This window comes from Nocardia sp. NPDC004123, assembly GCF_053603795.1.
In genome coordinates this window covers 128,871-148,159 of sequence record NZ_JBSGGG010000026.1, presented here as the reverse complement: position 1 = coordinate 148,159, position 19,289 = coordinate 128,871, and the positions used below count along the sequence as shown (strand labels likewise).

Annotated in this window: 26 protein-coding genes; 8 read left to right on the top strand and 18 right to left on the bottom strand. The window is 68.0% G+C overall.

Annotated features, from left to right (window positions below; translation table 11 throughout):
* Positions 1-107: 107 nt before the first annotated feature.
* Together ACWEQQ_RS33530 and ACWEQQ_RS33525 are read left to right on the top strand one after the other, a co-directional pair.
* Complete coding sequence (locus ACWEQQ_RS33530; RefSeq protein WP_452351038.1) at positions 108-563, top strand: SRPBCC family protein; 456 nt, start codon at positions 108-110, stop codon at positions 561-563.
* Positions 564-635: 72 nt separating this feature from the next.
* The gene (locus ACWEQQ_RS33525; protein ID WP_452351037.1) at positions 636-1,505 is read left to right on the top strand and encodes a 1,4-dihydroxy-2-naphthoate polyprenyltransferase; all 870 of its coding nucleotides are present in this window, start codon (positions 636-638) and stop codon (positions 1,503-1,505) included.
* Between the two features lie 17 nt (positions 1,506-1,522).
* On the opposite strand, the gene ACWEQQ_RS33520 is transcribed toward ACWEQQ_RS33525, so the two are convergent.
* The 3 genes from ACWEQQ_RS33520 to ACWEQQ_RS33510 all read right to left on the bottom strand — a co-directional run bounded on the left by ACWEQQ_RS33520 (position 1,523) and on the right by ACWEQQ_RS33510 (position 2,785).
* Positions 1,523-1,903, bottom strand: a complete 381-nt coding sequence (locus ACWEQQ_RS33520) for a phage holin family protein (RefSeq protein WP_452341956.1) — start codon at positions 1,901-1,903, stop codon at positions 1,523-1,525.
* Positions 1,904-1,973: 70 nt separating this feature from the next.
* The gene (locus ACWEQQ_RS33515; RefSeq protein ID WP_452351036.1) at positions 1,974-2,564 is read right to left on the bottom strand and encodes a Clp protease N-terminal domain-containing protein; all 591 of its coding nucleotides are present in this window, start codon (positions 2,562-2,564) and stop codon (positions 1,974-1,976) included.
* Positions 2,564-2,785 (bottom strand): hypothetical protein, encoded by a 222-nt coding sequence (locus ACWEQQ_RS33510; RefSeq protein ID WP_040813561.1) that lies wholly within the window; start codon positions 2,783-2,785, stop codon positions 2,564-2,566. Before ACWEQQ_RS33510 ends, ACWEQQ_RS33515 begins: the two co-directional genes overlap by 1 nt.
* Before the next feature lie 272 nt (positions 2,786-3,057).
* Between ACWEQQ_RS33510 and ACWEQQ_RS33505 the strand changes: the two genes are divergently transcribed.
* Entirely contained in the window at positions 3,058-3,942 is an 885-nt protein-coding gene (locus ACWEQQ_RS33505) for an MmyB family transcriptional regulator (protein WP_452351035.1), read from the top strand.
* Between the two features lie 38 nt (positions 3,943-3,980).
* Here ACWEQQ_RS33505 and ACWEQQ_RS33500 read toward each other — a convergent pair whose 3' ends face one another.
* Together ACWEQQ_RS33500 and ACWEQQ_RS33495 are read right to left on the bottom strand one after the other, a co-directional pair.
* Complete coding sequence (locus tag ACWEQQ_RS33500; protein WP_452351034.1) at positions 3,981-5,066, bottom strand: PLP-dependent cysteine synthase family protein; 1,086 nt, start codon at positions 5,064-5,066, stop codon at positions 3,981-3,983.
* Positions 5,063-5,374, bottom strand: a complete 312-nt coding sequence (locus tag ACWEQQ_RS33495; RefSeq protein ID WP_354851448.1) for a DUF4229 domain-containing protein — start codon at positions 5,372-5,374, stop codon at positions 5,063-5,065. Before ACWEQQ_RS33495 ends, ACWEQQ_RS33500 begins: the two co-directional genes overlap by 4 nt.
* A 251-nt stretch (positions 5,375-5,625) precedes the next feature.
* Here ACWEQQ_RS33495 and ACWEQQ_RS33490 point away from each other — a divergent pair, with 251 nt between their 5' ends.
* Positions 5,626-5,859 (top strand): BldC family transcriptional regulator, encoded by a 234-nt coding sequence (locus ACWEQQ_RS33490; protein ID WP_051152909.1) that lies wholly within the window; start codon positions 5,626-5,628, stop codon positions 5,857-5,859.
* Between the two features lie 69 nt (positions 5,860-5,928).
* Positions 5,929-6,117, top strand: a complete 189-nt coding sequence (locus tag ACWEQQ_RS33485) for a hypothetical protein (RefSeq protein WP_357006707.1) — start codon at positions 5,929-5,931, stop codon at positions 6,115-6,117.
* 92 nt (positions 6,118-6,209) lie between these two features.
* On the opposite strand, the gene ACWEQQ_RS33480 is transcribed toward ACWEQQ_RS33485, so the two are convergent.
* Positions 6,210-6,611 (bottom strand): Dabb family protein, encoded by a 402-nt coding sequence (locus ACWEQQ_RS33480; RefSeq protein WP_452341960.1) that lies wholly within the window; start codon positions 6,609-6,611, stop codon positions 6,210-6,212.
* A gap of 110 nt (positions 6,612-6,721) precedes the next feature.
* Between ACWEQQ_RS33480 and ACWEQQ_RS33475 the strand changes: the two genes are divergently transcribed.
* The gene (locus ACWEQQ_RS33475) at positions 6,722-7,348 is read left to right on the top strand and encodes a TetR/AcrR family transcriptional regulator (RefSeq protein WP_452351033.1); all 627 of its coding nucleotides are present in this window, start codon (positions 6,722-6,724) and stop codon (positions 7,346-7,348) included.
* On the opposite strand, the gene ACWEQQ_RS33470 is transcribed toward ACWEQQ_RS33475, so the two are convergent.
* A complete protein-coding gene (locus ACWEQQ_RS33470) occupies positions 7,336-7,914 on the bottom strand; it encodes a TetR/AcrR family transcriptional regulator (protein WP_452351032.1) in 579 nt (192 codons plus the stop codon). The two genes, ACWEQQ_RS33475 and ACWEQQ_RS33470, sit on opposite strands and share 13 nt — an antisense overlap.
* Positions 7,915-8,005: 91 nt before the next feature.
* On the opposite strand from ACWEQQ_RS33470, the gene ACWEQQ_RS33465 reads away from it, so the two are divergent.
* On the top strand, positions 8,006-8,428 hold the full coding sequence (locus ACWEQQ_RS33465) for a hypothetical protein (RefSeq protein WP_452351031.1): 423 nt from the start codon (positions 8,006-8,008) through the stop codon (positions 8,426-8,428).
* A 60-nt stretch (positions 8,429-8,488) separates the two neighbouring features.
* Here ACWEQQ_RS33465 and ACWEQQ_RS33460 read toward each other — a convergent pair whose 3' ends face one another.
* The 7 genes from ACWEQQ_RS33460 to hemL all read right to left on the bottom strand — a co-directional run bounded on the left by ACWEQQ_RS33460 (position 8,489) and on the right by hemL (position 16,370).
* The gene (locus tag ACWEQQ_RS33460; protein ID WP_452341964.1) at positions 8,489-9,679 is read right to left on the bottom strand and encodes a Rieske 2Fe-2S domain-containing protein; all 1,191 of its coding nucleotides are present in this window, start codon (positions 9,677-9,679) and stop codon (positions 8,489-8,491) included.
* A gap of 167 nt (positions 9,680-9,846) precedes the next feature.
* Positions 9,847-10,836, bottom strand: coding sequence for a c-type cytochrome biogenesis protein CcsB (ccsB, locus tag ACWEQQ_RS33455; protein ID WP_379389246.1), 990 nt, complete (start codon positions 10,834-10,836; stop codon positions 9,847-9,849).
* A complete protein-coding gene (gene resB / locus ACWEQQ_RS33450) occupies positions 10,836-12,455 on the bottom strand; it encodes a cytochrome c biogenesis protein ResB (protein WP_452351030.1) in 1,620 nt (539 codons plus the stop codon). The genes ccsB and resB overlap by 1 nt, the downstream gene beginning before the upstream one ends.
* Before the next feature lies 1 nt (position 12,456).
* A complete protein-coding gene (locus ACWEQQ_RS33445) occupies positions 12,457-13,281 on the bottom strand; it encodes a cytochrome c biogenesis CcdA family protein (protein WP_452342072.1) in 825 nt (274 codons plus the stop codon).
* 5 nt (positions 13,282-13,286) lie between these two features.
* Positions 13,287-13,922 carry a TlpA family protein disulfide reductase gene (locus ACWEQQ_RS33440; RefSeq protein WP_452341966.1) on the bottom strand — a complete coding sequence of 212 codons (636 nt, stop codon included), beginning with the start codon at positions 13,920-13,922 and terminating at the stop codon, positions 13,287-13,289.
* A 70-nt stretch (positions 13,923-13,992) separates the two neighbouring features.
* Complete coding sequence (locus tag ACWEQQ_RS33435; RefSeq protein WP_452351047.1) at positions 13,993-14,598, bottom strand: histidine phosphatase family protein; 606 nt, start codon at positions 14,596-14,598, stop codon at positions 13,993-13,995.
* A 434-nt stretch (positions 14,599-15,032) separates the two neighbouring features.
* Positions 15,033-16,370 (bottom strand): glutamate-1-semialdehyde 2,1-aminomutase, encoded by a 1,338-nt coding sequence (gene hemL / locus ACWEQQ_RS33430; RefSeq protein ID WP_452351029.1) that lies wholly within the window; start codon positions 16,368-16,370, stop codon positions 15,033-15,035.
* Positions 16,371-16,884: 514 nt separating this feature from the next.
* Between hemL and ACWEQQ_RS33425 the strand changes: the two genes are divergently transcribed.
* On the top strand, positions 16,885-17,268 hold the full coding sequence (locus ACWEQQ_RS33425; RefSeq protein WP_452341968.1) for a hypothetical protein: 384 nt from the start codon (positions 16,885-16,887) through the stop codon (positions 17,266-17,268).
* Between the two features lie 102 nt (positions 17,269-17,370).
* Here ACWEQQ_RS33425 and ACWEQQ_RS33420 read toward each other — a convergent pair whose 3' ends face one another.
* From ACWEQQ_RS33420 to ACWEQQ_RS33405, 4 genes are all read right to left on the bottom strand, one after another.
* Positions 17,371-17,595 (bottom strand): hypothetical protein, encoded by a 225-nt coding sequence (locus ACWEQQ_RS33420; protein ID WP_452351028.1) that lies wholly within the window; start codon positions 17,593-17,595, stop codon positions 17,371-17,373.
* A gap of 83 nt (positions 17,596-17,678) precedes the next feature.
* The gene (locus ACWEQQ_RS33415) at positions 17,679-17,915 is read right to left on the bottom strand and encodes a hypothetical protein (RefSeq protein ID WP_452341970.1); all 237 of its coding nucleotides are present in this window, start codon (positions 17,913-17,915) and stop codon (positions 17,679-17,681) included.
* Positions 17,915-18,481 (bottom strand): hypothetical protein, encoded by a 567-nt coding sequence (locus tag ACWEQQ_RS33410; protein ID WP_452351027.1) that lies wholly within the window; start codon positions 18,479-18,481, stop codon positions 17,915-17,917. Before ACWEQQ_RS33410 ends, ACWEQQ_RS33415 begins: the two co-directional genes overlap by 1 nt.
* Before the next feature lie 277 nt (positions 18,482-18,758).
* Positions 18,759-19,262 (bottom strand): hypothetical protein, encoded by a 504-nt coding sequence (locus ACWEQQ_RS33405; RefSeq protein WP_452351046.1) that lies wholly within the window; start codon positions 19,260-19,262, stop codon positions 18,759-18,761.
* Positions 19,263-19,289: the final 27 nt, after the last annotated feature.

Sequence of the window (19,289 nt, the reverse complement as noted above, 5' to 3'; positions counted from 1 at the left end):
GCCGGGCCGTCGTACGGGACCCGTGCTTACCCGACGCGCCGGGCCCGGCTCAACCGGTTTATCGACGGCGAGGCCCATTCGGGGTCGGCAGCGCTTACCCTCTTGCCATGGCCGAATTCGACATTCGCCGGGAAACGGTCATCAAGGCCGATCCCGCACAGGTCCAGGCGCTCGTCGACGACTTCCACCAGTGGCGCAAGTGGTCGCCGTGGGAGGACACCGATCCCGCGATGGAGCGCGTCTACAGCGGGGCCGATCGCGGCATCGGCGCCCGCTATTTCTGGAGCGGCAACCGCAAGGCCGGCCGCGGTGACATGGAGATCACCTCCGCCACCTCCGACGCCATCGGCATCAAGCTGCACTTCGAGAAGCCGTTCAAGGCGACCAACCAGGTCACCTTCGAATTCCGTCCGCAGGGCGACGCCACCGCGGTGACCTGGCGCATGACCGGCACGCAGAACGGCCCGATGGCCATCATCGGCAAGCTGTTCCCGATGGATCGCCTGGTCGGCAAGGATTTCGAGAAGGGGCTGGCCCAGCTCAAGGCCGCGGCCGAAAGCTGACCGGGGCCGGCGCCGGTATCCCCGGACACTCGGGCGGGCGCGGTCACCGGCTCTCGCACTAGGCTGCCAAGCATGGCTACAGCAGCACAGTGGATCGAGGGCGCTCGGCCGCGCACCCTCCCGAATGCCATCGCCCCGGTTCTGGCGGGCACGGGGGCGGCCGCCTCGATCGACGGGTTCGTGTGGTGGAAAGCCATACTGTGCCTGCTGCTTTCGGTGGCGCTGATCATCGGCGTCAACTACGCCAACGACTACTCCGACGGCATTCGCGGCACCGATGACGAGCGGGTCGGCCCGCTGCGGCTGGTCGGTTCCAAGCTGGCGGCTCCGGCCGCGGTACGCAATGCCGCCATCGCCTGCCTCGCCATCGGGGCGGTCATCGGCCTGGTGCTGGTGATCACCAGCGCCTGGTGGCTGCTGCTGGTGGGCGCGGCCTGCCTGGCGGGGGCGTGGTTCTACACCGGCGGCCGGAACCCGTACGGCTACAGCGGTTTCGGTGAGATCGCGGTGTTCGTGTTCTTCGGCCTGGTGGCGGTGCTGGGCACCGAGTTCGTGCAGGCCGGGCGGGTGGACTGGGCGGGCCTGGTGTGCGCGGTGTCCGTCGGCGCCTTCTCCAGCGCGGTGCTGGTCACCAACAACCTGCGCGACATTCCCACCGATACCGAATCGGGCAAGCTCACCCTGGCGGTGCGGCTGGGCGACGCGCACACCCGCACTCTGCACATGGTGCTGATCCTGATCCCGTTCCTCGCGCTCGCACTGCTGGTCTGGCGCAGCCCGTGGACCCTGGCCGCGCTGGTCGCGCTGCCGCTGGCGGTCCGCGCCAACGAGCCGGTGCGGACCGGCAAGAACGGTCCGGGATTGATTCCCGCCCTTGCCGGTACCGGTCAGGCGATGCTGGTCTGGTCGGCCGTGGTGGCCGTGGCGCTGGCCGTCGTCTGATCGACGGCCGGCCGGTCTCAGTCCTCGTCCGGGACCAGGACGCCGAGCACCCAGTTCACCAGCGAGATGATGATGCCGCCGAGCACGGCCGCCCAGAAGCCGTCCACGCGCAGGCCGTAATCCGTGGTGCCGGTGATCTTCGCGGTCAGCCACAGCATGAGCGCGTTGATCACCAGCAGGAACAGGCCCAGCGAGACCACGATGAAGGGGAACGAGAGCACCTTCACGATCGGTTTCACCAGCGTGTTCACCAGGGCGAACACCACCGTGATGGCCGCGATCACCAGGATCTTGCTCTGGGTGGTGTCTTCGGGGGTCTTGATCTCGATGCCGTTCACCCAGGCGGCGGCCAGCCAGATGGCCACCCCGTTGATCAGCAGACGTATCAGTAGCGTCATGCCCCGATCGTAGGGCGAGATCAACTCGCGGGCCGGGCATCCGGGTAGGGCGGTCGCTACGCGGACCGGATCAGGCCGCGCGGTCGAGATAGCCGGACACCGCATCACGCAGGACGCGCATCGCCTCGTCGTCGCCGAGCAGGCGGCGGGTGACGGCATTGGGCGCGCGCAGCACGGCCAGCATCATGTGCCCGGCCTCGATGCGATTGTCCTTGCGCGACATCGCCTCACGCAGGGACAGCTCGATGACCTTCTTGGAATCCTTGGTGAAGGGAATGTGACCGCGCGGGCCGCCTTCCGCGCCCCAGTACTTGCCCCAGCGCGATTGCTCGGCGGGCACGGCCGCCTGGTCGAGGGCGTTCTCGCCGAAGGTGGCCTCCAGGCTCTCGCGCACGGCGTCGAGGTCGATGCCGATGGAACGCAGGGCGGCCGCGTCCTCCGCACCGAGCGGCTCGCCGGTCCGCTTGCGGGCCACCGCGTCTCGCACGCCTTCGGCGGTGAGACCGTGTGCCGCAAGGATTTCCCGCAGACCATGGTCGGGGCTGCCGAGCAGACCCAGCAGCATGTGCTCGACCTCGATGGTCGACGAGCACAGGTCGCGGGCCTCCTCCTGGGCCATGACGACCGCGTGTCTGGCCGCCTTGTCGAATCGTTCGAACATCAGCGGATACCGCCCTTCCGGTTGTACTTCTGGTGGACCGCCTGCCGGCTGACCTCGAGCGCGTCCGCGATGGCCTGCCAGGACCAGCCCTGCTTACGGGCATTGCCGACCTGAATGGCCTCGAGCCGCTCGAGCAACCGGCGCAGTGCCAGCACCGCGCGGAGCCCGACCTGGGGGTCGGGGCTGCCGGCGGCGGCCGCCAGAGTCGTTGCTTCACTCATGAGTGTCAATTTACGTTGACACTCGCAGCGTGTCAACGAAAATTGACAGAATCGGAAGGATGTTCGCCGGCGGCAGTGCCCAGTCGCGCAACAGGCCGAAAACCGCAGGCTCCCAGGCGTTGACGACCCCGCCCCGCACTTCTGATTTGTTGTTGCTTCAAACTATTGGAGCGGAACGGAAGGCCGCACCGCCCACACCCGGGGACCGTGCGGGACTCCGTCGGCAACCGTGCGTGTACCTGACGGCCATACAAGTAAGGTCTGCCCAAGCAATGGATGGAGTTCCCACGTTCGGCGAATACATTCGCCAGCGCCGCACCACCGCGAATCTCACGCGTCCCCAACTGGCCTGGCCGGCCAACCTCTCGGTCCCCTATCTGACCAAGATCGAAGGCGGGGCCACTCCGTCCCGGCGCGTCATCGAATCCCTCTGCACCGCACTGAAACTGCCGCCGGCCGAATTCGAGTATGCGCTGGCGCTGGCCGAGGGGCCGCTGCCGCGCCTCGAGGCCGACCACCCCACCCCCGCCGACCGGGAGTACCTGGATCTGCTCAACCCCGCCATCGGCGCGTACATCACCGAGCTCTGGGACACCGTCGCGGCCAATGCCGCACACCAGGAGTACTTCCCGGAACTCGTCCCCGGGGTGAACTACCTGGAATGGCTGATCTTCAATCCGATCTCGCGCACCGTCATGGTGAACTGGGATACCGAAGTGCGAATGGCAGCCGGTCGGTTTCGTATACAGCTGGCCCGCAGCGACGATGACGAGCGCGGCCGCCAGATCCTGGGGAAGTGCCTCACCGATCCGGACTTCGCACTGCTGTGGCGCTCCGACACGGTCGCCGTCGAGCGCACCGATCTCACCAAGCTGGTGCGCGAGCCGCGCACGCTGGCCATCACCGAGTTGCGCATCAATACGTGGCGCACCCAATCGAGCCTGCAATCGTGGCTCCTGATGCTCGGCACCGCGGTCGATCGACCGACCGCGGTGACCCGTCCGGTGGTCCGGCAACGCCCCGAAACGTCAAGGCCTATTAACGCCTCTGGAGGCCCCGCTACCCCGTCGAGGCGCGCGAAAAACGCTGCGCCCGCTAACGATCCGAACCCAACCAAGCCACTTCGGCAAATAAGTAGCAATCTTTCCGACGGGTGATCAACCGATATCAGCCGACCCGTCGTGCCGTGCGAAAACTATCCCGACCAAGTACCGGTGGCGATGAATTCGGTTAGCACCGCGGTGGGCTCGGTCAAGCTCAGCCCCTGGTCGGCAACCCATTCGTCATTGAAATAGGTTCCGGCATAACGGTCTCCGCCATCACACAGCAGCGTCACCACACTGCCGGTACGGTTCGCGGCGATCATGTCGGCAATCAGGGCAAAGGCCCCCCACAGATTGGTGCCCGTGGACCCGCCCACGCGCCGGCCCAGCACCGCGCTCGCGTGCCGGGCGGTCGCCACCGAGGCCGGGTCGGGCACCTCGATCATGCAGTCCACCACGCTCGGCACGAACGACGGTTCCACCCGCGGCCGCCCGATGCCCTCGATCCGGGACGGCATTCCGGTCTGATAGTCCAGGTCGTCGACCTCGTAGCCGCCGTAGAAGGCCGAGTTCTCCGGATCCACCACGGCCAGCCGGGTCGCGTGCCGCTTGTAGCGCAGGTAGCGGCCGATGGTCGCGCTGGTCCCGCCGGTCCCCGCGCCCACCACGACCCACTCCGGCACCGGGTGTGCCTCCAGAGTCATCTGCTGGAAGATGGATTCGGCGATGTTGTTGTTACCTCGCCAGTCGGTGGCCCGCTCGGCATTGGTGAACTGGTCCATATAGTGGCCGCCGGTCTCGTCCGCCAGACGCGCCGCCTCCGTATAGATATCGGGTGCGCGTTCGACCAGGTGACAGCGACCGCCCTGGGCCTCGATGAGCGCCAGCTTCTCCGGCGAGGTCCTGGCCGGGACCACGGCCACGAAGTCCAGGCCCAGCATCCTGGCGAAATACGCCTCGCTGATGGCCGTCGACCCCGAGGAGGCCTCCACCACGGTGGTGCCCTCGGTCACCCAGCCGTTGCAGATGGCGTACAGGAACAGCGATCTCGCCAGACGGTGTTTGAGACTGCCGGTCGGATGGGTGGATTCGTCCTTCAGATAGAGCTGGACGCCCCACTCCGGCGGCAGGGGATAGCGCAGCAGATGGGTGTCCGCGCTGCGCTGGGTGTCGGCGTCGATGAGCCGGACCGCATTGTCGACCCAGTCCCTGGGTGCGCTGCGGTCGCAGCGTTTCACTGCTCGTCCTTGCCCTGCAGTCTCGACATCAGTTGGTCACGGTCCCGGCGGCGCTTGGCGTCCACCGCCGCGATGTCCTTGTTGACCTGGGTACGCAGCTTCTTGAACAGCAGCAGCGACAGCGGCATCGCGATGAGCAGCCCGAACAGCAGGGCCACGATGAGGGGGATGGCCACTTTCACCACGGCGGCGACGCCCATGATGATCGCGGTGATGACGGCGACCAGGCCGAGCCGGGCCACCGTGTAGATAGCCAAACTGCGTGCCAGGCGGCGGCCCGCACCTTCGGGCCGGGTTGCATCACTCACGCAGAACAGCGTAGGTGACGGGCATTCGGGCGCCGCCGCGGCCCTCGCCCGGCCGGAAAATCAATCCGACCAGCCCGTATGTCGCTGGTAGTTCGCTGCATTAGCGCCAAAGGTGACCGTAAACACATAACGGATATCCGTTTTGTCTATTACTTCCCCTTTACCAAAGCGAGACCGTTCGAACACCCAGGGGGTCCAGTGCAACGATGTCGCTACTGATGAGGGATCTGTCGAAACGGAAAGGTTTGCGAATGACTGCGTTCACCGCGGCGAGCCGCGCATTGGGTTCCGTCAACGGCCAGGACACTCTGCTCACCCCAGGCCAGGTCGCTGCCCTGTTCCACGTCGATCCGAAGACCGTGACCCGCTGGGCTCACGCAGGTCGGCTCGGCTCCCTGCGGACTCCGGGCGGCCACCGCCGGTTCCGCGAATCAGAAGTTCTGCAACTCCTGCGGTCCCTCACCACCGAGGCCACCCGCGTGTAACACCTATTTCCCGCTTCAGGTGCCGCGGGTACGCACTCGGATTACCCTCGTTGTCAGGAGGTGAGCGACGTGACGTACCTGTTGGCACTCATCGCGGTAGTGGCCATCGCGATGCTGTGCTGGAAGGCTTTCGGACCCCAGCGATCGGCCGGCACCGGCCCAGCACCCGCTCGGCGCAACCGCGTTATCGGTCCCGAAGATGATCCGGATTTCCTCGCCAAGCTCTCCCGGGAGCATCGTGACGGCGAATCCACCTGAATGACCGAAGCTCGCCAACCAGATAGCCATATAGACAGATGTGACCGTCCCCCGTGGATCCGCACCAGCGGAACCACGGGGGACGCGTCGTTTCACGCGAAGGCCACCTCGGGGATGGTGGCCATGAGCTCCTCCCATTCGGGATACATCTCGACCTTGCGCAGATGCAGCGCCTTGATCTTCTCGGACAGCTCCGGGTCCGGATCATCCGAGATATCCGGGCCGATCACCAGTTTCGCGAAATGCGGCGCGATCTCCGGATCCCCGGCCAGATGCACCGGGTCGTGCAGATACCGCTCCAACGCGGCCAGATCCTCGATACCCACGCAGTAGGCATGCGTGAGGCCCTCGGCCGGATCCCCCAGGCTCTGCCCGACCGTCGCGAAACTCACCGACTCCACCGACGCGGTACGACGCATGGCCGCGAGCGCCTCGGCCCGCTGCTGCTCGGTGGACTCGTCGCGGAATCGGAACCGCAGGACGTGAACGATCATGCCAACTCCTTCATTTGAACTAGCTAGTTCAATATTTCGAACCACCTGATTCAGTAGACAGGATTGAACCCACGAGTTCAATAGGACGAACACATCGGTAAGATGGCGAGGTGACCACAGCGAAGGCGAGCCGCGGCCGCATCGACAAGCGACAGGCCATCCTGACCGCGGCCCTGACGGTGTTCGCACGACGCGGCTACGCCCAGTCCTGTGTGCAGGAGATCGCCGACGCGGCATCCGTCGCCAAACCGACGGTCTACAACCACCTCACCGACAAGGAAACGCTGTTCCGCGCGGCGATGTCGGCGGCCGCGGCCGCGGTCGGCGAGCAGGCCCTGGGCGCGCTCGAACCGCTGCGCGAGCCCGGCGACGATCTGGCCGGCGCCTTCGGCGAGACCGCCGCGCTACTGCTGCAGGCCTGCTCGGACGAGCGCGCGCTCGCCCTGCACCGGCTCACCTACGCCGAGGCGGGCGACTTCCCCGATCTGGTCGATACCGTCCTGGACCGCACCACGATTCGGCTCCGCGACGCGCTCGCCGACCGGCTGGCCCGGCTCGCGCTGGCCGGGCGGTTGCGCCACAGCGACCCGGCGGTCGCCGCCGAGCAGTTCCTGGCGCTGCTGAGCGGTCCGCTGGAAGCGCGCTCGCGCCAGGGCAATCGGGCCGTCGCCGCGGCCGAACTCCAGGCCGTCGCCGACGCGGCCGTGGACACGTTCCTGCGCGCCTACCGCCCCTGAGCGCCCGGCGCGAAGCGGTGGCGGACGAGATCCGTTGCGGCGCGGGCCATTCGATCGAAGGGCTCGATCTCGCCCGCGGCGCGGCAGAGCACGTGCGCGCCCTGCAGCAGGGTGAGCAGGGTGGTCGCCAGGTCCGCGGCGGTGGCCGGGTCCGCGCCGGCGGCGGTCAGACGCTCGGCGAGAGTGGTTGTCCAGGAATCGAATGCGGTGGCGGCCACGGTGCGCAGGTCGCCGCTGTCGGGGTCCACGGTGACGGCGGCGACGGCGCAGCCCGCCCCGTCGGCCGAGGCGGCCACCACCGGGCGGACCAGGGCGAGGAAGGACTCGACGAGAGCCACCGGGTCGGAGGCCGGTAGCGCGGCCAGACGCTCGCGCACCTGATCGCCGTTGCGGGCGGCGGCCGTCGCCACCAGTTCGGCCTTGCCGCCGGGGAAGTGGTGGTAGATCGCTCCGCGCGCGGCGCCGCTGGCGTCCAGGACCGCGGTGAAGGACATGCCCGCGACACCCTTCTTCTGCAGCGCGTCGATGGCCGCGTCGATCATCCGATCCCGCGTGGTCGCCGCCATTCTTCCTCCCACCATTGACTAGTACGGCCATCCTAGTACACACTCGACTCGCTAGTACGTACGTACTAGCGTCTCGAGAACGGAGAGCCCAGTGCCCATCACCGTGACCGCACCGCGCGGCGTCCTCACCGCCAGCGGCGAACGCGAGATCCTGCCCGCCCTCACCGCGGCCCTGGCCGAGGTCAGCGGCGGCGCCGGCAATGACTTCTTCACCGGAATCATCGGCGGCAGCGTGCACCTGCTGCCGCCGGAGGACATCTACGCGGGCGGCGAGAACCGGCCGATCGTCATGGTCGAACTCAAGCTGCCCAATATCGGCCTGCCCGACCCGGACGCCCGCGCGGCCTTCATCACCGCGGCAACCGAGATCGTCGCGGGGCTCACCACCGCAGACCATCGGCGCGAGGACATCTGGGTCAATATCCTCAATGCCCTCGACGGCGCCTGGGGCATCGGCGGCCGCGCCTACACCGGCGAGGCGCTGATCGCGGCGGTCACCGCGGCCGCCAACTGACGACGGTCCGGGTGGGCGCGCAGCACGCGCCCACCCGGACCGTCCGGAACCCGATCCCCGTCAGTGACTGACAGCGTCCTCTTCCGCCTTGCGCCTGAGGTTTTCGGCGACCTCCGCCTCCCACGCCTCGTTGGCCTTGGTGGTGTCGACCTCGAACTCGAAGCGCTGCACCGACTTCGGGTCGATGTCGGCGACGTCCACGTAGAACTGCTCGTACCAGCGACGCAGCTGGTAGACCGGCCCGTCCTCCTCGGTCAGCAGCGGATTCTCGATCTTGGACTTGTGCTTCCAGATCTCGACGTCCTGCAGGAAGCCCTCACCGATGCCGACCGTCATCTTCTTCGCGATCCGATCGGCCGAGGCATCGTCGATGCCCTGCGGCTTGCGCACCGACATGCCGTACTGCAGCACGAACGCGTCCTGCGAGATCGGGTAGTGGCAGTTGATCAGCACGGTCTCGAGCTCGAACCCGCTGTAGTTGTTGACCAGCGGATTGACCATGTAGGACGGCCCGAAGTACGAGGCCACCGACTTCAGCGTCGAGTTGCCGCCGTACTGGGTGGCCATGCCCTTGTCCGGGCGCGCCGTGGAGTCCAGGAACTGGGTGGCGACGTGGCCCTCGAAGACGTTCTTGAAGAACGTCGGATACGCGTAGTGGATGTAGAAGAAGTGGGCCATGTCCACGACGTTGTCGATGATCTCGCGGCAGTTGGAGCCCTCGATCACCATGGACTCCCAGGTCCACTCGGTCCAGCCGTCGGCGAGCCCCTCGGTGCCCTTGCCCTCGGCATCGGTGTACGGGCCCTCGATGTAGGGGATCGTCACCTCGTCCGGCGGCGGGTTGCCCTCGTGGTCGTGCCACACGAAGAGCTGGTCGTTGCGCTCCAAGGTGATCCACGACCGCGTCCGCGCCAGCGGCGGCACCCGCCGCGCGTACGGAATCCCGGTGCACTTCCCATTGCCGCCCCAACGCCAGTCGTGGAACGGGCAGGCGATGGAATCACCTTTGATCTCACCCATGCTCAGGTCGCCGCCCAGGTGCCGGCAGTAGGAGTCGAGCACGTGCAACTCGCCCTTGCTGTCGGCGAAGACCACCAGCTTGGTCCCGAATGCGGAGATCTGATGCGGCTTCCCGTCCCGGAACGACTTCGCGAGCCCGACGCAATGCCATCCGCGTGCGTACCGCGTGGGCGCCTCGCCCACGTCGATCTCCCGCACCTTCCGAACCCGACTCTGCGGCGCCACTGCCATGACGAGCCCCTTCACTAAAAACTAGAACGTGTTCTAATCACGGTCGCTTAATACGGTACAGCCCCTGAGCACCGATCGGAAGTTCCCGGGAAAAGAAGAAGGCCCCGGCACTGAAACGTGCCGGGACCTTCCGAAACCCATTGGGCCAGTTCAGGAAGCCTATCGGGTCAGTTCAGACCCGCATACGAGTGCAGACCGCTCACCACGATATTGATGATGAAGAGGTTGAAGAGCATGGCCACGAAACCGGCGATGTTGATCCAGGCGGCCTTGGTGTCGCGCCAGCCGGAGGTGGCACGGGCGTGCAGGTAGGCGGCGTAGAGGACCCAGGCGATGAAGGAGCAGGTCTCCTTGGGGTCCCAGCCCCAGAAGCGGCCCCACGCGGCCTCGGCCCAGATCGCGCCGAGGATGACGCCGGCGCCGAAGATCGGGAAGCCGATGATGGTGGTGCGGTAGGCGAGCCGGTCCAGCAGCTGGGCGTCGGGGAGGCGGCGGGCCAGCTGGCCGAAGATGGTGTCGGACTCCGCGCCCGCGGGCTGCCAGAGGCGGAACAGGAACAGCAGACTCGCGACACCGGAGACCAGGAAGACGCCCGAGCCGATCGACACCACGGTGACGTGCACCGGCAGCCAGTAGGACTTGAGGGCCGGGACCACGGGGGCCGCGTCCACGTGCAGCTTGGTGCCCGCCAGGAACAGCAGGATCAGCACCGGCACCAGCAGGAACGACCACATGCCGCGATAGCGCTGGTCGCGCAGCAGGATCAGGCCGAGCAGCACGGCCGCGCCGGTGGCCATCGAGATGAACTCGAACATATTGCCCAGCGGGAAGCGGTGGGTCGCGAAGCCGCGCAGCACGATCGAGACCAGGTGCACGCCGAAGCCCACGAACAGCACCGCGAAGGCCATATTGCCCAGGCGTTCCGAGAAGGGGCGCTCGACCCCGCGCGGCTGCACCTTGCCGGGCACATTGGCCGGCGGCTCGTCGACGATGCCGGAACCGCCTCCGGCGGTGACCAGCTGGCGGGCGGCGGCCGTCGGCACCGTGCGGGTCAGGGCGAACTGCCAGACCAGCATGATCCAGACCAGCGCGTAGATCACGATGGCCGACTTGAACGCGAGATCGCTGTAGGAGGCGATGTTCTCGTCGATCGGCATTACTTCTCTCCCGTCAGCAGCCGCTCACGCAGGCGGTCGAACTCGCCGCCCCACCCGGCCTGGTCGGTGCGGGCCAATCCGCCCATTTCTACTACGGTACGTCGTACCTCGTCGGTTCCGGTACCCGGGTACACCCGCAACCAGATGCGACGGCGCTTCACCAGCAGCGACACCAGCAGGCCCGCCATCATGGTCAGCGCCGACACCAGTACCCACTGCTGCGCCGGATCGTGCGAAACCTGCAGGTTCACAAACTCTTCCGCGCCGTCGAAGGTGACCTTGGTGCCGTCGGACAGGGTCGCGGACTCACCCGGCTTCAGGTTCACCCGCTGTTCCTTCACCAGGCGACCCTGCTTGATCATCTCCGGGTCCAGCGCGAACAGCGACTGGGCGCGGCCGGTGTCCAGGCCGGTATCACCCTGGTAGACGTCGATCGCCACCGCGGGATCCTTCATGGCCGGATACATGGAGGTCAGCAGCTGCCCGTGCATGAGCGCGGTCGGCGCGAACAGACCCTGGATCGCCACCTGATGCTTGCGGCGCTCCTCCTCGTTCGGATACATGCCGCCCGGCGGATCGATGCGCAGCACCCCCGAGGACAGGAAGGTGGTGGCGTCGTCCGGCTTCCACTGGATGGCCTCGGTGCGGGTCTGGCCGTTCGGGAAGGTCACCGTGAACTTGGGCGCGAAACCGTGGCCCTGCAGGTAGACCCGGTCGCCGGCGACGCGCAGCGGGTGGTTCACCTGGATGGTGGTGTCCCGCCAGGTGTCGGAGTTCAGATCCTTACCGGTCTGGTACTGGATGTTCGAGGTGAACATGGACGCCTGGCCGTTCTGCAGGTAGTCGGCCCGGAAGTCCTTGACCCGCACACACATCGGCGTCAGGCCGGTGCCATCGTTCACATTGCCCGCACGGAACGAGTCGAACACCGCGGGCGAGGTGGTGCAGAAACCCGGGCCGTCATTGGCGAGCACGACCACATTGCCCTCGTAGCCGAACAGCTTGCCGACCGCGATCGCCGCCAGCAGGCCCACCAGCGCCAGGTGGAAAACCAGATTCCCGAGCTCGCGGGTGTACCCCTTCTCCGCCGAGAGGGTCAGTTCCCCCGCGCGATCGCCCGGCTGCACGACCGTGCGCCAGCCGCGCATCTGACCGCGAGCCCGCTCGATCACCTGCTCCGGGGTCGCCGCGTCGGTCCCCGACCAGTGATGCGGCAGCCGAGACAGGTTGCGCGGCGCCTTGACCGGCGGCGTCCGCAGCGCACGGTAGTGGTCCACACAGCGCGGCAGGATGCAGCCCACCAGCGAAATGAACAGCAGCACATACACGGCCGTGAACCAGAAGCTGGAGAACACGTCGAACAGCTGCAGCCGGTCCATCCACGGGCCCAGGGTGGGCCGGTTGCGGATGTAGTCGTCGACCTTGCCCGCGTTCAGGCTGCGCTGCGGCAGCAGCGCGCCCGGGATGGCGGCCAGGGCCAGCAGGAACAGCAGCATCAGCGCGGTGCGCATGCTGGTCAGTCCGCGCCAGGTATTGCGCAGGACGCCGAGTACGCGCCGCGGCGGCGACTGACGCGGCGGACGGACGGGGGCGCTGGGGGTTTCGATGGTGGCAGTCATGTCAGATCGGCAGGGTCACATTCGAGACGAAGGCGTCGCGGACCCAGGAGACGAACTGGTCCCACGCCCCGGTCACCAGGGCGATGCCGACGGCCACCAACAGCAGACCGCCCATCACCTGAATGGTGCGGGAATTACGGCGCAACCAGCCGACGCCGCGCAACGCGGTCGCCGAGCCGAAGGCCAGGATCACGAAGGGCAGGCCCAGGCCCAGGCAGTAGGCCACGATGAGGGCCACGCCGCGGACCGCGGTGGTGCCCTCGGTGCCCGCCGACACCGCCATCACGCCCGACAGCGTCGGACCCAGGCACGGTGTCCAGCCGAGCGCGAAGACCGCGCCCAGCAGCGGAGCCCCGATGAGGCCGCTGAGTCGGCGCGGCTCCATGCGGGTGTCGCGCTGCAGCGCCGGAATGAGACCGATGAACGCCAGGCCCATCACGATGGTCACCACGCCGCCGATGCGCTGCAGCAGATCACGATTGACGTTCAGCACCTGGATCGCGCCGAACACGGTCGCCGAGGCGAGCACGAACACCACGGTGAAGCCCGCCACGAACAGGCCCGCCGCGCCCGCCACCCGCAGGCGCGTGGAATTGCGGCCCGCCACGGCGGTTCTGGTGGTCTTGGCCGATTCCACCGTCACCGGCGGGGCCTCCGCACCCACCACACCGGCCAGGTACGACAGGTAGCCGGGCACCAGCGGCACCACGCACGGCGAGGCGAACGACACCAGACCGGCCAGCATGCACGCGCCCAGCGCCAGCAGCAGCGGTCCGGTGGCGGCGGTCTGCTGGAACGAATCCCCCACGCTCGCCAGGTAGGTCACGTGGTTCACGCCTGCTCCTGCGCGAGCTTGTCCACCACCGGCTGCAGGTCCTCGGCCAGCAGGGCGCGCAGGAACACCGCCGCCACCCGGTGCTGCTTGTCCAGCACGATGGTCGTGGGGATGACGCTGGTGGGGAACTTGCCGCCGAGCGCGAGCAGGCTGCGCATGGACGGGTCGTAGATGGAGGGGTAACCGACCTTGTTGTCGGTCACGAAGTCCTGGGCCTTGTCCTTCTGGTTGTCACGGACATTGATGCCCAGGAACGCGACACCCTTGTCCTTGCTCGCCTCGTAGACCTGTTCCAGCGCGGGCGCTTCCGCGCGGCACGGGCCACACCACTGGCCCCAGATATTGACGACCACGGCCTTGCCGGGGAAGTCGTCCACCGACGTGGTCTTGCCGTCGTGCAGCAGATCCGGGCCGGACAGCTTGCCGATGGTGCCGCGCGAGGACGGCGGATCGTAGAAGATCTCGGTCTTGCCGCCCGGGGAGACGAAGTCGAAGGTGCCGCCCTGGGCCACCGCGTCCTTGCCCGCCGTCGAACACCCGGCGAGCACGGCCACCACACTCACACCGGCCAGCAACGCCGCGACCCGGCGCAGCGGGCGGCGGACGGGCCGGGACGCGATGGCGCGGCTCATGCTGTGCCCTTTCGGCATGAGCGGGGGCCCTGCGCGGTTACGCAAGCTGCCTCCTCCGGGCCTGACCCGCTCATGCCCCGGTCACCTTGGGGTCCGAGGCGCCCGCCGGCTCCGAGTAGACGATGTCGATCAAGGTATCGCCCTGGTAGACAAGCGAAGTCAGCGAGGCGAGCGAGCACTGGCGGTGCCGCGGGTCGTGCCACAGCCGCTGTCCCTGCAGGAAGCGGCGCAGCGTCCAGACCGGCAGCTGATGCGAGACCAGCACGGCCTCCCGGCCGGCGGCCTCCACCCGCGCCTTGTTCACCGCGGCCAGCATGCGGTGCGCGATCTGCAGATACGGCTCACCCCAGGACGGCGTGAACGGGTCGCGCAGCTTCCACCAGTGCCGGGGCTTGCGCAGCGCGCCGTCCCCCGCCGAGACCCGCAGCCCCTCGAAGGTATTGCCGGCCTCGATCAGATTGTCGTCGGTCCGGATCACCAGACCGTGGCCCGCCGCAATGGGATCCGCGGTCTCCTGCGCCCGCTGCAGCGGCGACGCCACCACCAGCGCGATGTCATGATCCGCCAGCGACCGCGCCACGGCCTGCGCCTGCGCCCGCCCCGTCACCGACAGCTGGAATCCGGCCAACCGGCCGTACAGGATGCCCTTGGGATTGTGGACCTCGCCGTGCCGCATGACGTGCACGATCGTCTCGAGATCGCTCGCCACGTCACCCGGCAGGATCAACCCGCCCGTGGTGCCGGAGGCCACGTCGGCACCGGCGGCAGCCGCATCCGAATCGCCTTCGGCCGCGAATCCCGTACCCGGTTCACCCGCATCGGGGTCGATCTCGACCACGATCTCGGACGAGAACGACGCAACCGGAACAGCGGATTCACCCGCATCAGGGTCATCCGGATCCGTTTCGGACCCGGCGGTTGCGCCAGAATTGTCGGATTCCGTTGGGGCGGAAACGGGTTCGGCCGGGGAGACGGCGATGTGTTCGCCGGTTTCGGCCAGTTCCTCTTCGGCCTGACGGATGGAGTCCAGGAGGCGGGTGGCCTCGGCGGCGGAGAGGGGAACCTCGTGCTGGGTGGGTGCGGGTATACCGGAGTCGGGGTGGGCGGAGCTCACGCGGCGGATCCTTCGGGGGTGGCGGCCGCCGCGGCGCGCGCGGCGGCGGGGAGGGCGGCGGCGATGCGGTCGAACGCGTCCTCGTCGAGGGCGGCCGAGACGAACCAGGCTTCGAAGGCGCTCGGCGGCGCGTACACACCGGCATCCAGCAGCGCGTGGAAGAAGGCTGGGAAACGCCAGGTTTCGCTCGCCTTGGCGGCGGCGTAGTCGGTGACCGGGTCCTCGGCGAAGAACACGCTCACCATATTGCCCGCGAATTGCACCCGGTGCGGGACGCTCTCGGCGGTCAGCGCCTCGGTCATCAGCGCGCCCAGCCGCTCGGCGTTCTTGTTCAGCGTCGCGTACACCTGCTCGTCCGCGGCGCGCAGCGTGGCCAGACCCGCGGCCACCGCGACCGGGTTACCCGAGAGGGTGCCCGCCTGATAGACCGGCCCCAGCGGCGCCAGGTGGTTCATGATGTCGGCGCGCCCGCCGAACGCCGCGGCCGGCAGGCCACCGCTCATCACCTTGCCGAAGGTGTACAGGTCACCGGCCACGCCGTCGATGCCGAACCAGCCCGAGTGGCTCACCCGGAACCCGGTCATGACCTCGTCCATGATGAGCAGCGCGCCGTGATCGGTGGTGAGCCGGCGCAGCCCCTCGTTGAATCCGGCCACCGGCGCGACCGCGCCCATATTGCCCGCCGCGGCCTCCGTGATGACGCACGCGATCTCACCCGGGTAGGCGGCGAACGCGGCGGCCACCGCGTCGAGATCGTTGTAGGGCAGCACGAGGGTGTCGGCCGCCTGCGCACCGGTGACGCCCGGCGAGGTCGGCAGGCCCAGCGTGGCCACGCCCGATCCGGCGTCGGCCAGCAGCGCGTCGACGTGCCCGTGGTAGCAGCCGCTGAACTTGATGATCTTGCCGCGCCCGGTGAAACCGCGCGCCAGCCGGACCGCGCTCATGGTGGCCTCGGTGCCGGAGTTCACCAGCCGCACCCGATCCACCGGAGCGACCCGGCCCGCGATGGCCTCGGCGAGCTCGATTTCCGCCTCGGTCGGCGCGCCGAAGGACAGCCCGCCGGTGGCCGCCCGCTGCACCGCCTCGACCACCGCCGGGTGCGCGTGCCCGAGAATCATCGGGCCCCACGAACACACCAGGTCGACGTAGTCGTTGCCGTCGGCGTCGGTCAGCGTGCAACCGCGCGCGGAGGCGATGAACCGCGGCGTGCCGCCCACGGAGTTGAACGCACGCACGGGCGAATTCACGCCACCCGGGATGACCGCCGCGGCGCGTTCGAAAAGTTGGGCTGAGACCGGGACCGACACCTGGCTCACACGCGGAGAAGAACTCACGGCACCCAGTCTCTCAGCCGCCCCTGCCCCCGTCGACGACAGGGTGTAGTCGAGTGGCCCTTCCCACAGCCAACCCGCCATCCTCGCACCCCGATATGAACACCGCATCCCGAAGGCGGCCCGGCCGCGCACCCCGGCGTCCGAGCCCTCGCTGCCGATACCGCCTCCCCCGAACTCGCGGCAGCATCGGCCGAACCATCGGGCGGCCCGACCGCGACGATGGCGAACGGCCTGGTGCCGGGTCCGCGAGGCGCCGCGCGACCGTCAACCGCTACCGGGCACGCGAACACCTATGGCGGTTCAACCGCGAGCTGCCGGGCATTACATACCCGCGGGTCCCCTACCAGCCCGTAGCCGCAGGACTCCGAATTGCAGTGCGCGGACTCCGATGTGGGCTCACTGGGACGGTGGGGCAACACGCCGGAGTCCAGTTTCGTACGACGTTATTCGCTACACGTTTGCTGATGCGTAATGTTTCGACACAGGAGACGGCTTGGGAGAGAGGGCGGGACGTATGCGGGTCGTTCGAATCGGGGTTGGGATCGTCGCGGTGACGGCCGGGCTCGCCGCCGGGGCCGGAGTCGCGGCAGCGGCGGAACCGGTGGTGCAGATCGATCAGGGACGGGCGGGGGTGATGCTGTCCCACAGTGAGACCGCCACGCTGGCCGATGGTCCCGTGCCCGCGGTGATCAGCATGGTCGTGCCGCTGAACCGGATGGGGGCGGGCCTACGGCCCGACACCACCATCTACAAGGACGACAAGGGTGGCGTGCACGCCTCGCTCCGGCAGGTGATCGCGGAGGCCGCCGATCATCCCGACGGCAACGTCGCGATCTTCCTCGATCTGCCGGGCAGCCGGAACGGACGGGTGCTGGATATTTACCAGAACTGGGGCTGAGGCCTTCGCGTCAGCGGCAGCCGGCCCTCGCGTAAGCGGGGCTGACACCTTTTTCCCCAGCGGAGACGGCGGCGCGGTCTGCGGTCGCGCCGCCGCGACCCGTTACGGGAGTGGAACCCCCAGGCAGAATGCCGCCCATCCGGTGGACATCAGGCAATTCAGCTGGGGCGGTAGTAGGTCTGGCCAGGACAGCGCGACCGGGTGCGACCGGTAATCCGGGACGGCATCGACCGGAGCGGCGGCGGCCGGAGCCACCGCCGCGACGCCGACGACCCCCGTGGCCAGCACCGCGGTGGCGATGCGTTTCACGAGATCTGTGCGCTTCATGCCCATGATTCTCCGCGACCACCCGGACGCCTCCAAGGCGAATCCGGACTTCGCACCCCACCGCGCGGCGTGTCGCGAAAAGCTCAGCGCGCGAGCCGAACTGCCCGCGCCACCACGTCGATCAACGCCAGCCCCGACATGATGGCCAGCACCGCGCACCCCGCCAGCCAGGGCCCGAGGTATCGCGTCGCAGTGAACGCGGGCACCTCACCCTGCGGCTTGAAGACAGTAGTGCGAATCCCGTTGTGCCAGCACCACACCGCCGCCACCACCAGCACCGGCACCAGCACGAATTCGGCGAATACGGTCAGCCATCGCATCACAGCGCTTCCTTCCGCTCGTCGTCCGACCCGTGCTCGTCATCGGTTCCAGGCTCGTCATCGGTACCAGGGTCGCCATCGGTACCGCGCGCCCGCTCCAGCGCGGCGGTCAGCGCGGCGCGCAGCGTGACGTGATCCCGCGCCCATGCCTGCACCAGCCGCCCGTCGGTCAGCTTCAGCCCGATTCCCTTGCGCCGCCGCGGTACTCCGGTCAGCTCACCCAGCGCCCGCGCCGACTGCCAGTCCTCATAGTCCCAGGACTCCTCGTCCTCCTCCGGCAACACCTCGGCGATGTCGCGCAGCGGCACCACCTCCGTGCCCTCGCGCAGTTGCGCCGGCGTCAGCTCGACACTGATGTGCCGCTTGCCCGCCACCACCTGCAACCACACGAATCCGGCCAGCAGCACCGCGCAGAAGACCAGCCCGAACCAGTGGACGGCGCCGCCCCGGATCACCTCGATGACCAGGATGATCGCGCACAGCGCGGGTCCGTAGGCGATGGTCCGCCAGCGCGCACCGGGCTCGGAGAACAGCACGGCCCCGGGGGTGTTGATGGCCTCACTCATAGGTCGAGCGTAAAGATCGTGGATTCGCTCAGCGGGCCAGGCCCGGAATCAACAGCACGGCAAGGGTGAGCAGCCCGAACAGAAACAGCAGACTCAGCACCAGCACATCGCGCCGCAGGCTGTGCGGCTGCTGGATCACCACTCGCATCGTTGCCTCCGCCTTCCCGGAGCCGAACGCGCCATAACACAACGTATGACGACCGGCACCCGGTTCCCGAATTCTCTGTGACTGCCCTCACCATACCCGCTAGTACGCTTGTCACAAACTCAGCCGTACCTACTGCGGTCCGGGACGGAAGAAGGCCTCGGATTCGCTTCGATAGCACAGGAATACGGCCCCGCCCGCCAGCACCGCCGCCACGATTCCGGCCCCGCCGGCGACCAGCGCGGCCGCACCCTCCTTGACCCCGATGCCGAACAGCGTGCCCGCCGCGCCGAGCACCAGGAAGACGCCGAACCCGGTGAGAAGCGCTCGCGCCCAGGCCTTTCCGCGTCCCAGCTGGTACACCACGGCCACCCCGGCGCCGGTGAGCACCAGCCAGAACACGCCGACCAGGATGAACACGATCGCCATCCAGGCCTGCACCTGTGCCAGCGTCACGGTCGGCTGCTGCTCCTTGACCTGGTCGAACATCTGCTGCGCCAGATCCTGCCGCTGCCCGAACTGCGTCACCAGCGAGGCGATCAACTGCACCAGCCCGACAGCGAATGTGCCGTACCAGAGTTGGCAGGCGGTGCGCACGTCTTGCGGAGCCGGGCCCGAAATACCCGGCGGGACCATCGGATTCACGATCGGAACTACTCGGTC

What these genes read in the sequence shown, in the direction of transcription:
- ACWEQQ_RS33530 (WP_452351038.1), top strand. Translation starts at nt 108, where the DNA reads ATGGCCGAATTCGACATTCGCCGGGAAACGGTCATCAAGGCCGATCCC.
- ACWEQQ_RS33525 (WP_452351037.1), top strand. Translation starts at nt 636, where the DNA reads ATGGCTACAGCAGCACAGTGGATCGAGGGCGCTCGGCCGCGCACCCTC.
- ACWEQQ_RS33520 (WP_452341956.1), bottom strand. Translation starts at nt 1,903, where the DNA reads ATGACGCTACTGATACGTCTGCTGATCAACGGGGTGGCCATCTGGCTG.
- ACWEQQ_RS33515 (WP_452351036.1), bottom strand. Translation starts at nt 2,564, where the DNA reads ATGTTCGAACGATTCGACAAGGCGGCCAGACACGCGGTCGTCATGGCC.
- ACWEQQ_RS33510 (WP_040813561.1), bottom strand. Translation starts at nt 2,785, where the DNA reads ATGAGTGAAGCAACGACTCTGGCGGCCGCCGCCGGCAGCCCCGACCCC.
- ACWEQQ_RS33505 (WP_452351035.1), top strand. Translation starts at nt 3,058, where the DNA reads ATGGATGGAGTTCCCACGTTCGGCGAATACATTCGCCAGCGCCGCACC.
- ACWEQQ_RS33490 (WP_051152909.1), top strand. Translation starts at nt 5,626, where the DNA reads ATGACTGCGTTCACCGCGGCGAGCCGCGCATTGGGTTCCGTCAACGGC.
- ACWEQQ_RS33480 (WP_452341960.1), bottom strand. Translation starts at nt 6,611, where the DNA reads ATGATCGTTCACGTCCTGCGGTTCCGATTCCGCGACGAGTCCACCGAG.
- ACWEQQ_RS33470 (WP_452351032.1), bottom strand. Translation starts at nt 7,914, where the DNA reads ATGGCGGCGACCACGCGGGATCGGATGATCGACGCGGCCATCGACGCG.
- ACWEQQ_RS33460 (WP_452341964.1), bottom strand. Translation starts at nt 9,679, where the DNA reads ATGGCAGTGGCGCCGCAGAGTCGGGTTCGGAAGGTGCGGGAGATCGAC.
- ccsB (WP_379389246.1), bottom strand. Translation starts at nt 10,836, where the DNA reads ATGCCGATCGACGAGAACATCGCCTCCTACAGCGATCTCGCGTTCAAG.
- resB (WP_452351030.1), bottom strand. Translation starts at nt 12,455, where the DNA reads ATGACTGCCACCATCGAAACCCCCAGCGCCCCCGTCCGTCCGCCGCGT.
- ACWEQQ_RS33440 (WP_452341966.1), bottom strand. Translation starts at nt 13,922, where the DNA reads ATGAGCCGCGCCATCGCGTCCCGGCCCGTCCGCCGCCCGCTGCGCCGG.
- ACWEQQ_RS33435 (WP_452351047.1), bottom strand. Translation starts at nt 14,598, where the DNA reads ATGCGGCACGGCGAGGTCCACAATCCCAAGGGCATCCTGTACGGCCGG.
- ACWEQQ_RS33425 (WP_452341968.1), top strand. Translation starts at nt 16,885, where the DNA reads ATGCGGGTCGTTCGAATCGGGGTTGGGATCGTCGCGGTGACGGCCGGG.
- ACWEQQ_RS33420 (WP_452351028.1), bottom strand. Translation starts at nt 17,595, where the DNA reads ATGAAGCGCACAGATCTCGTGAAACGCATCGCCACCGCGGTGCTGGCC.
- ACWEQQ_RS33415 (WP_452341970.1), bottom strand. Translation starts at nt 17,915, where the DNA reads ATGCGATGGCTGACCGTATTCGCCGAATTCGTGCTGGTGCCGGTGCTG.
- ACWEQQ_RS33410 (WP_452351027.1), bottom strand. Translation starts at nt 18,481, where the DNA reads ATGAGTGAGGCCATCAACACCCCCGGGGCCGTGCTGTTCTCCGAGCCC.
- ACWEQQ_RS33405 (WP_452351046.1), bottom strand. Translation starts at nt 19,262, where the DNA reads ATGGTCCCGCCGGGTATTTCGGGCCCGGCTCCGCAAGACGTGCGCACC.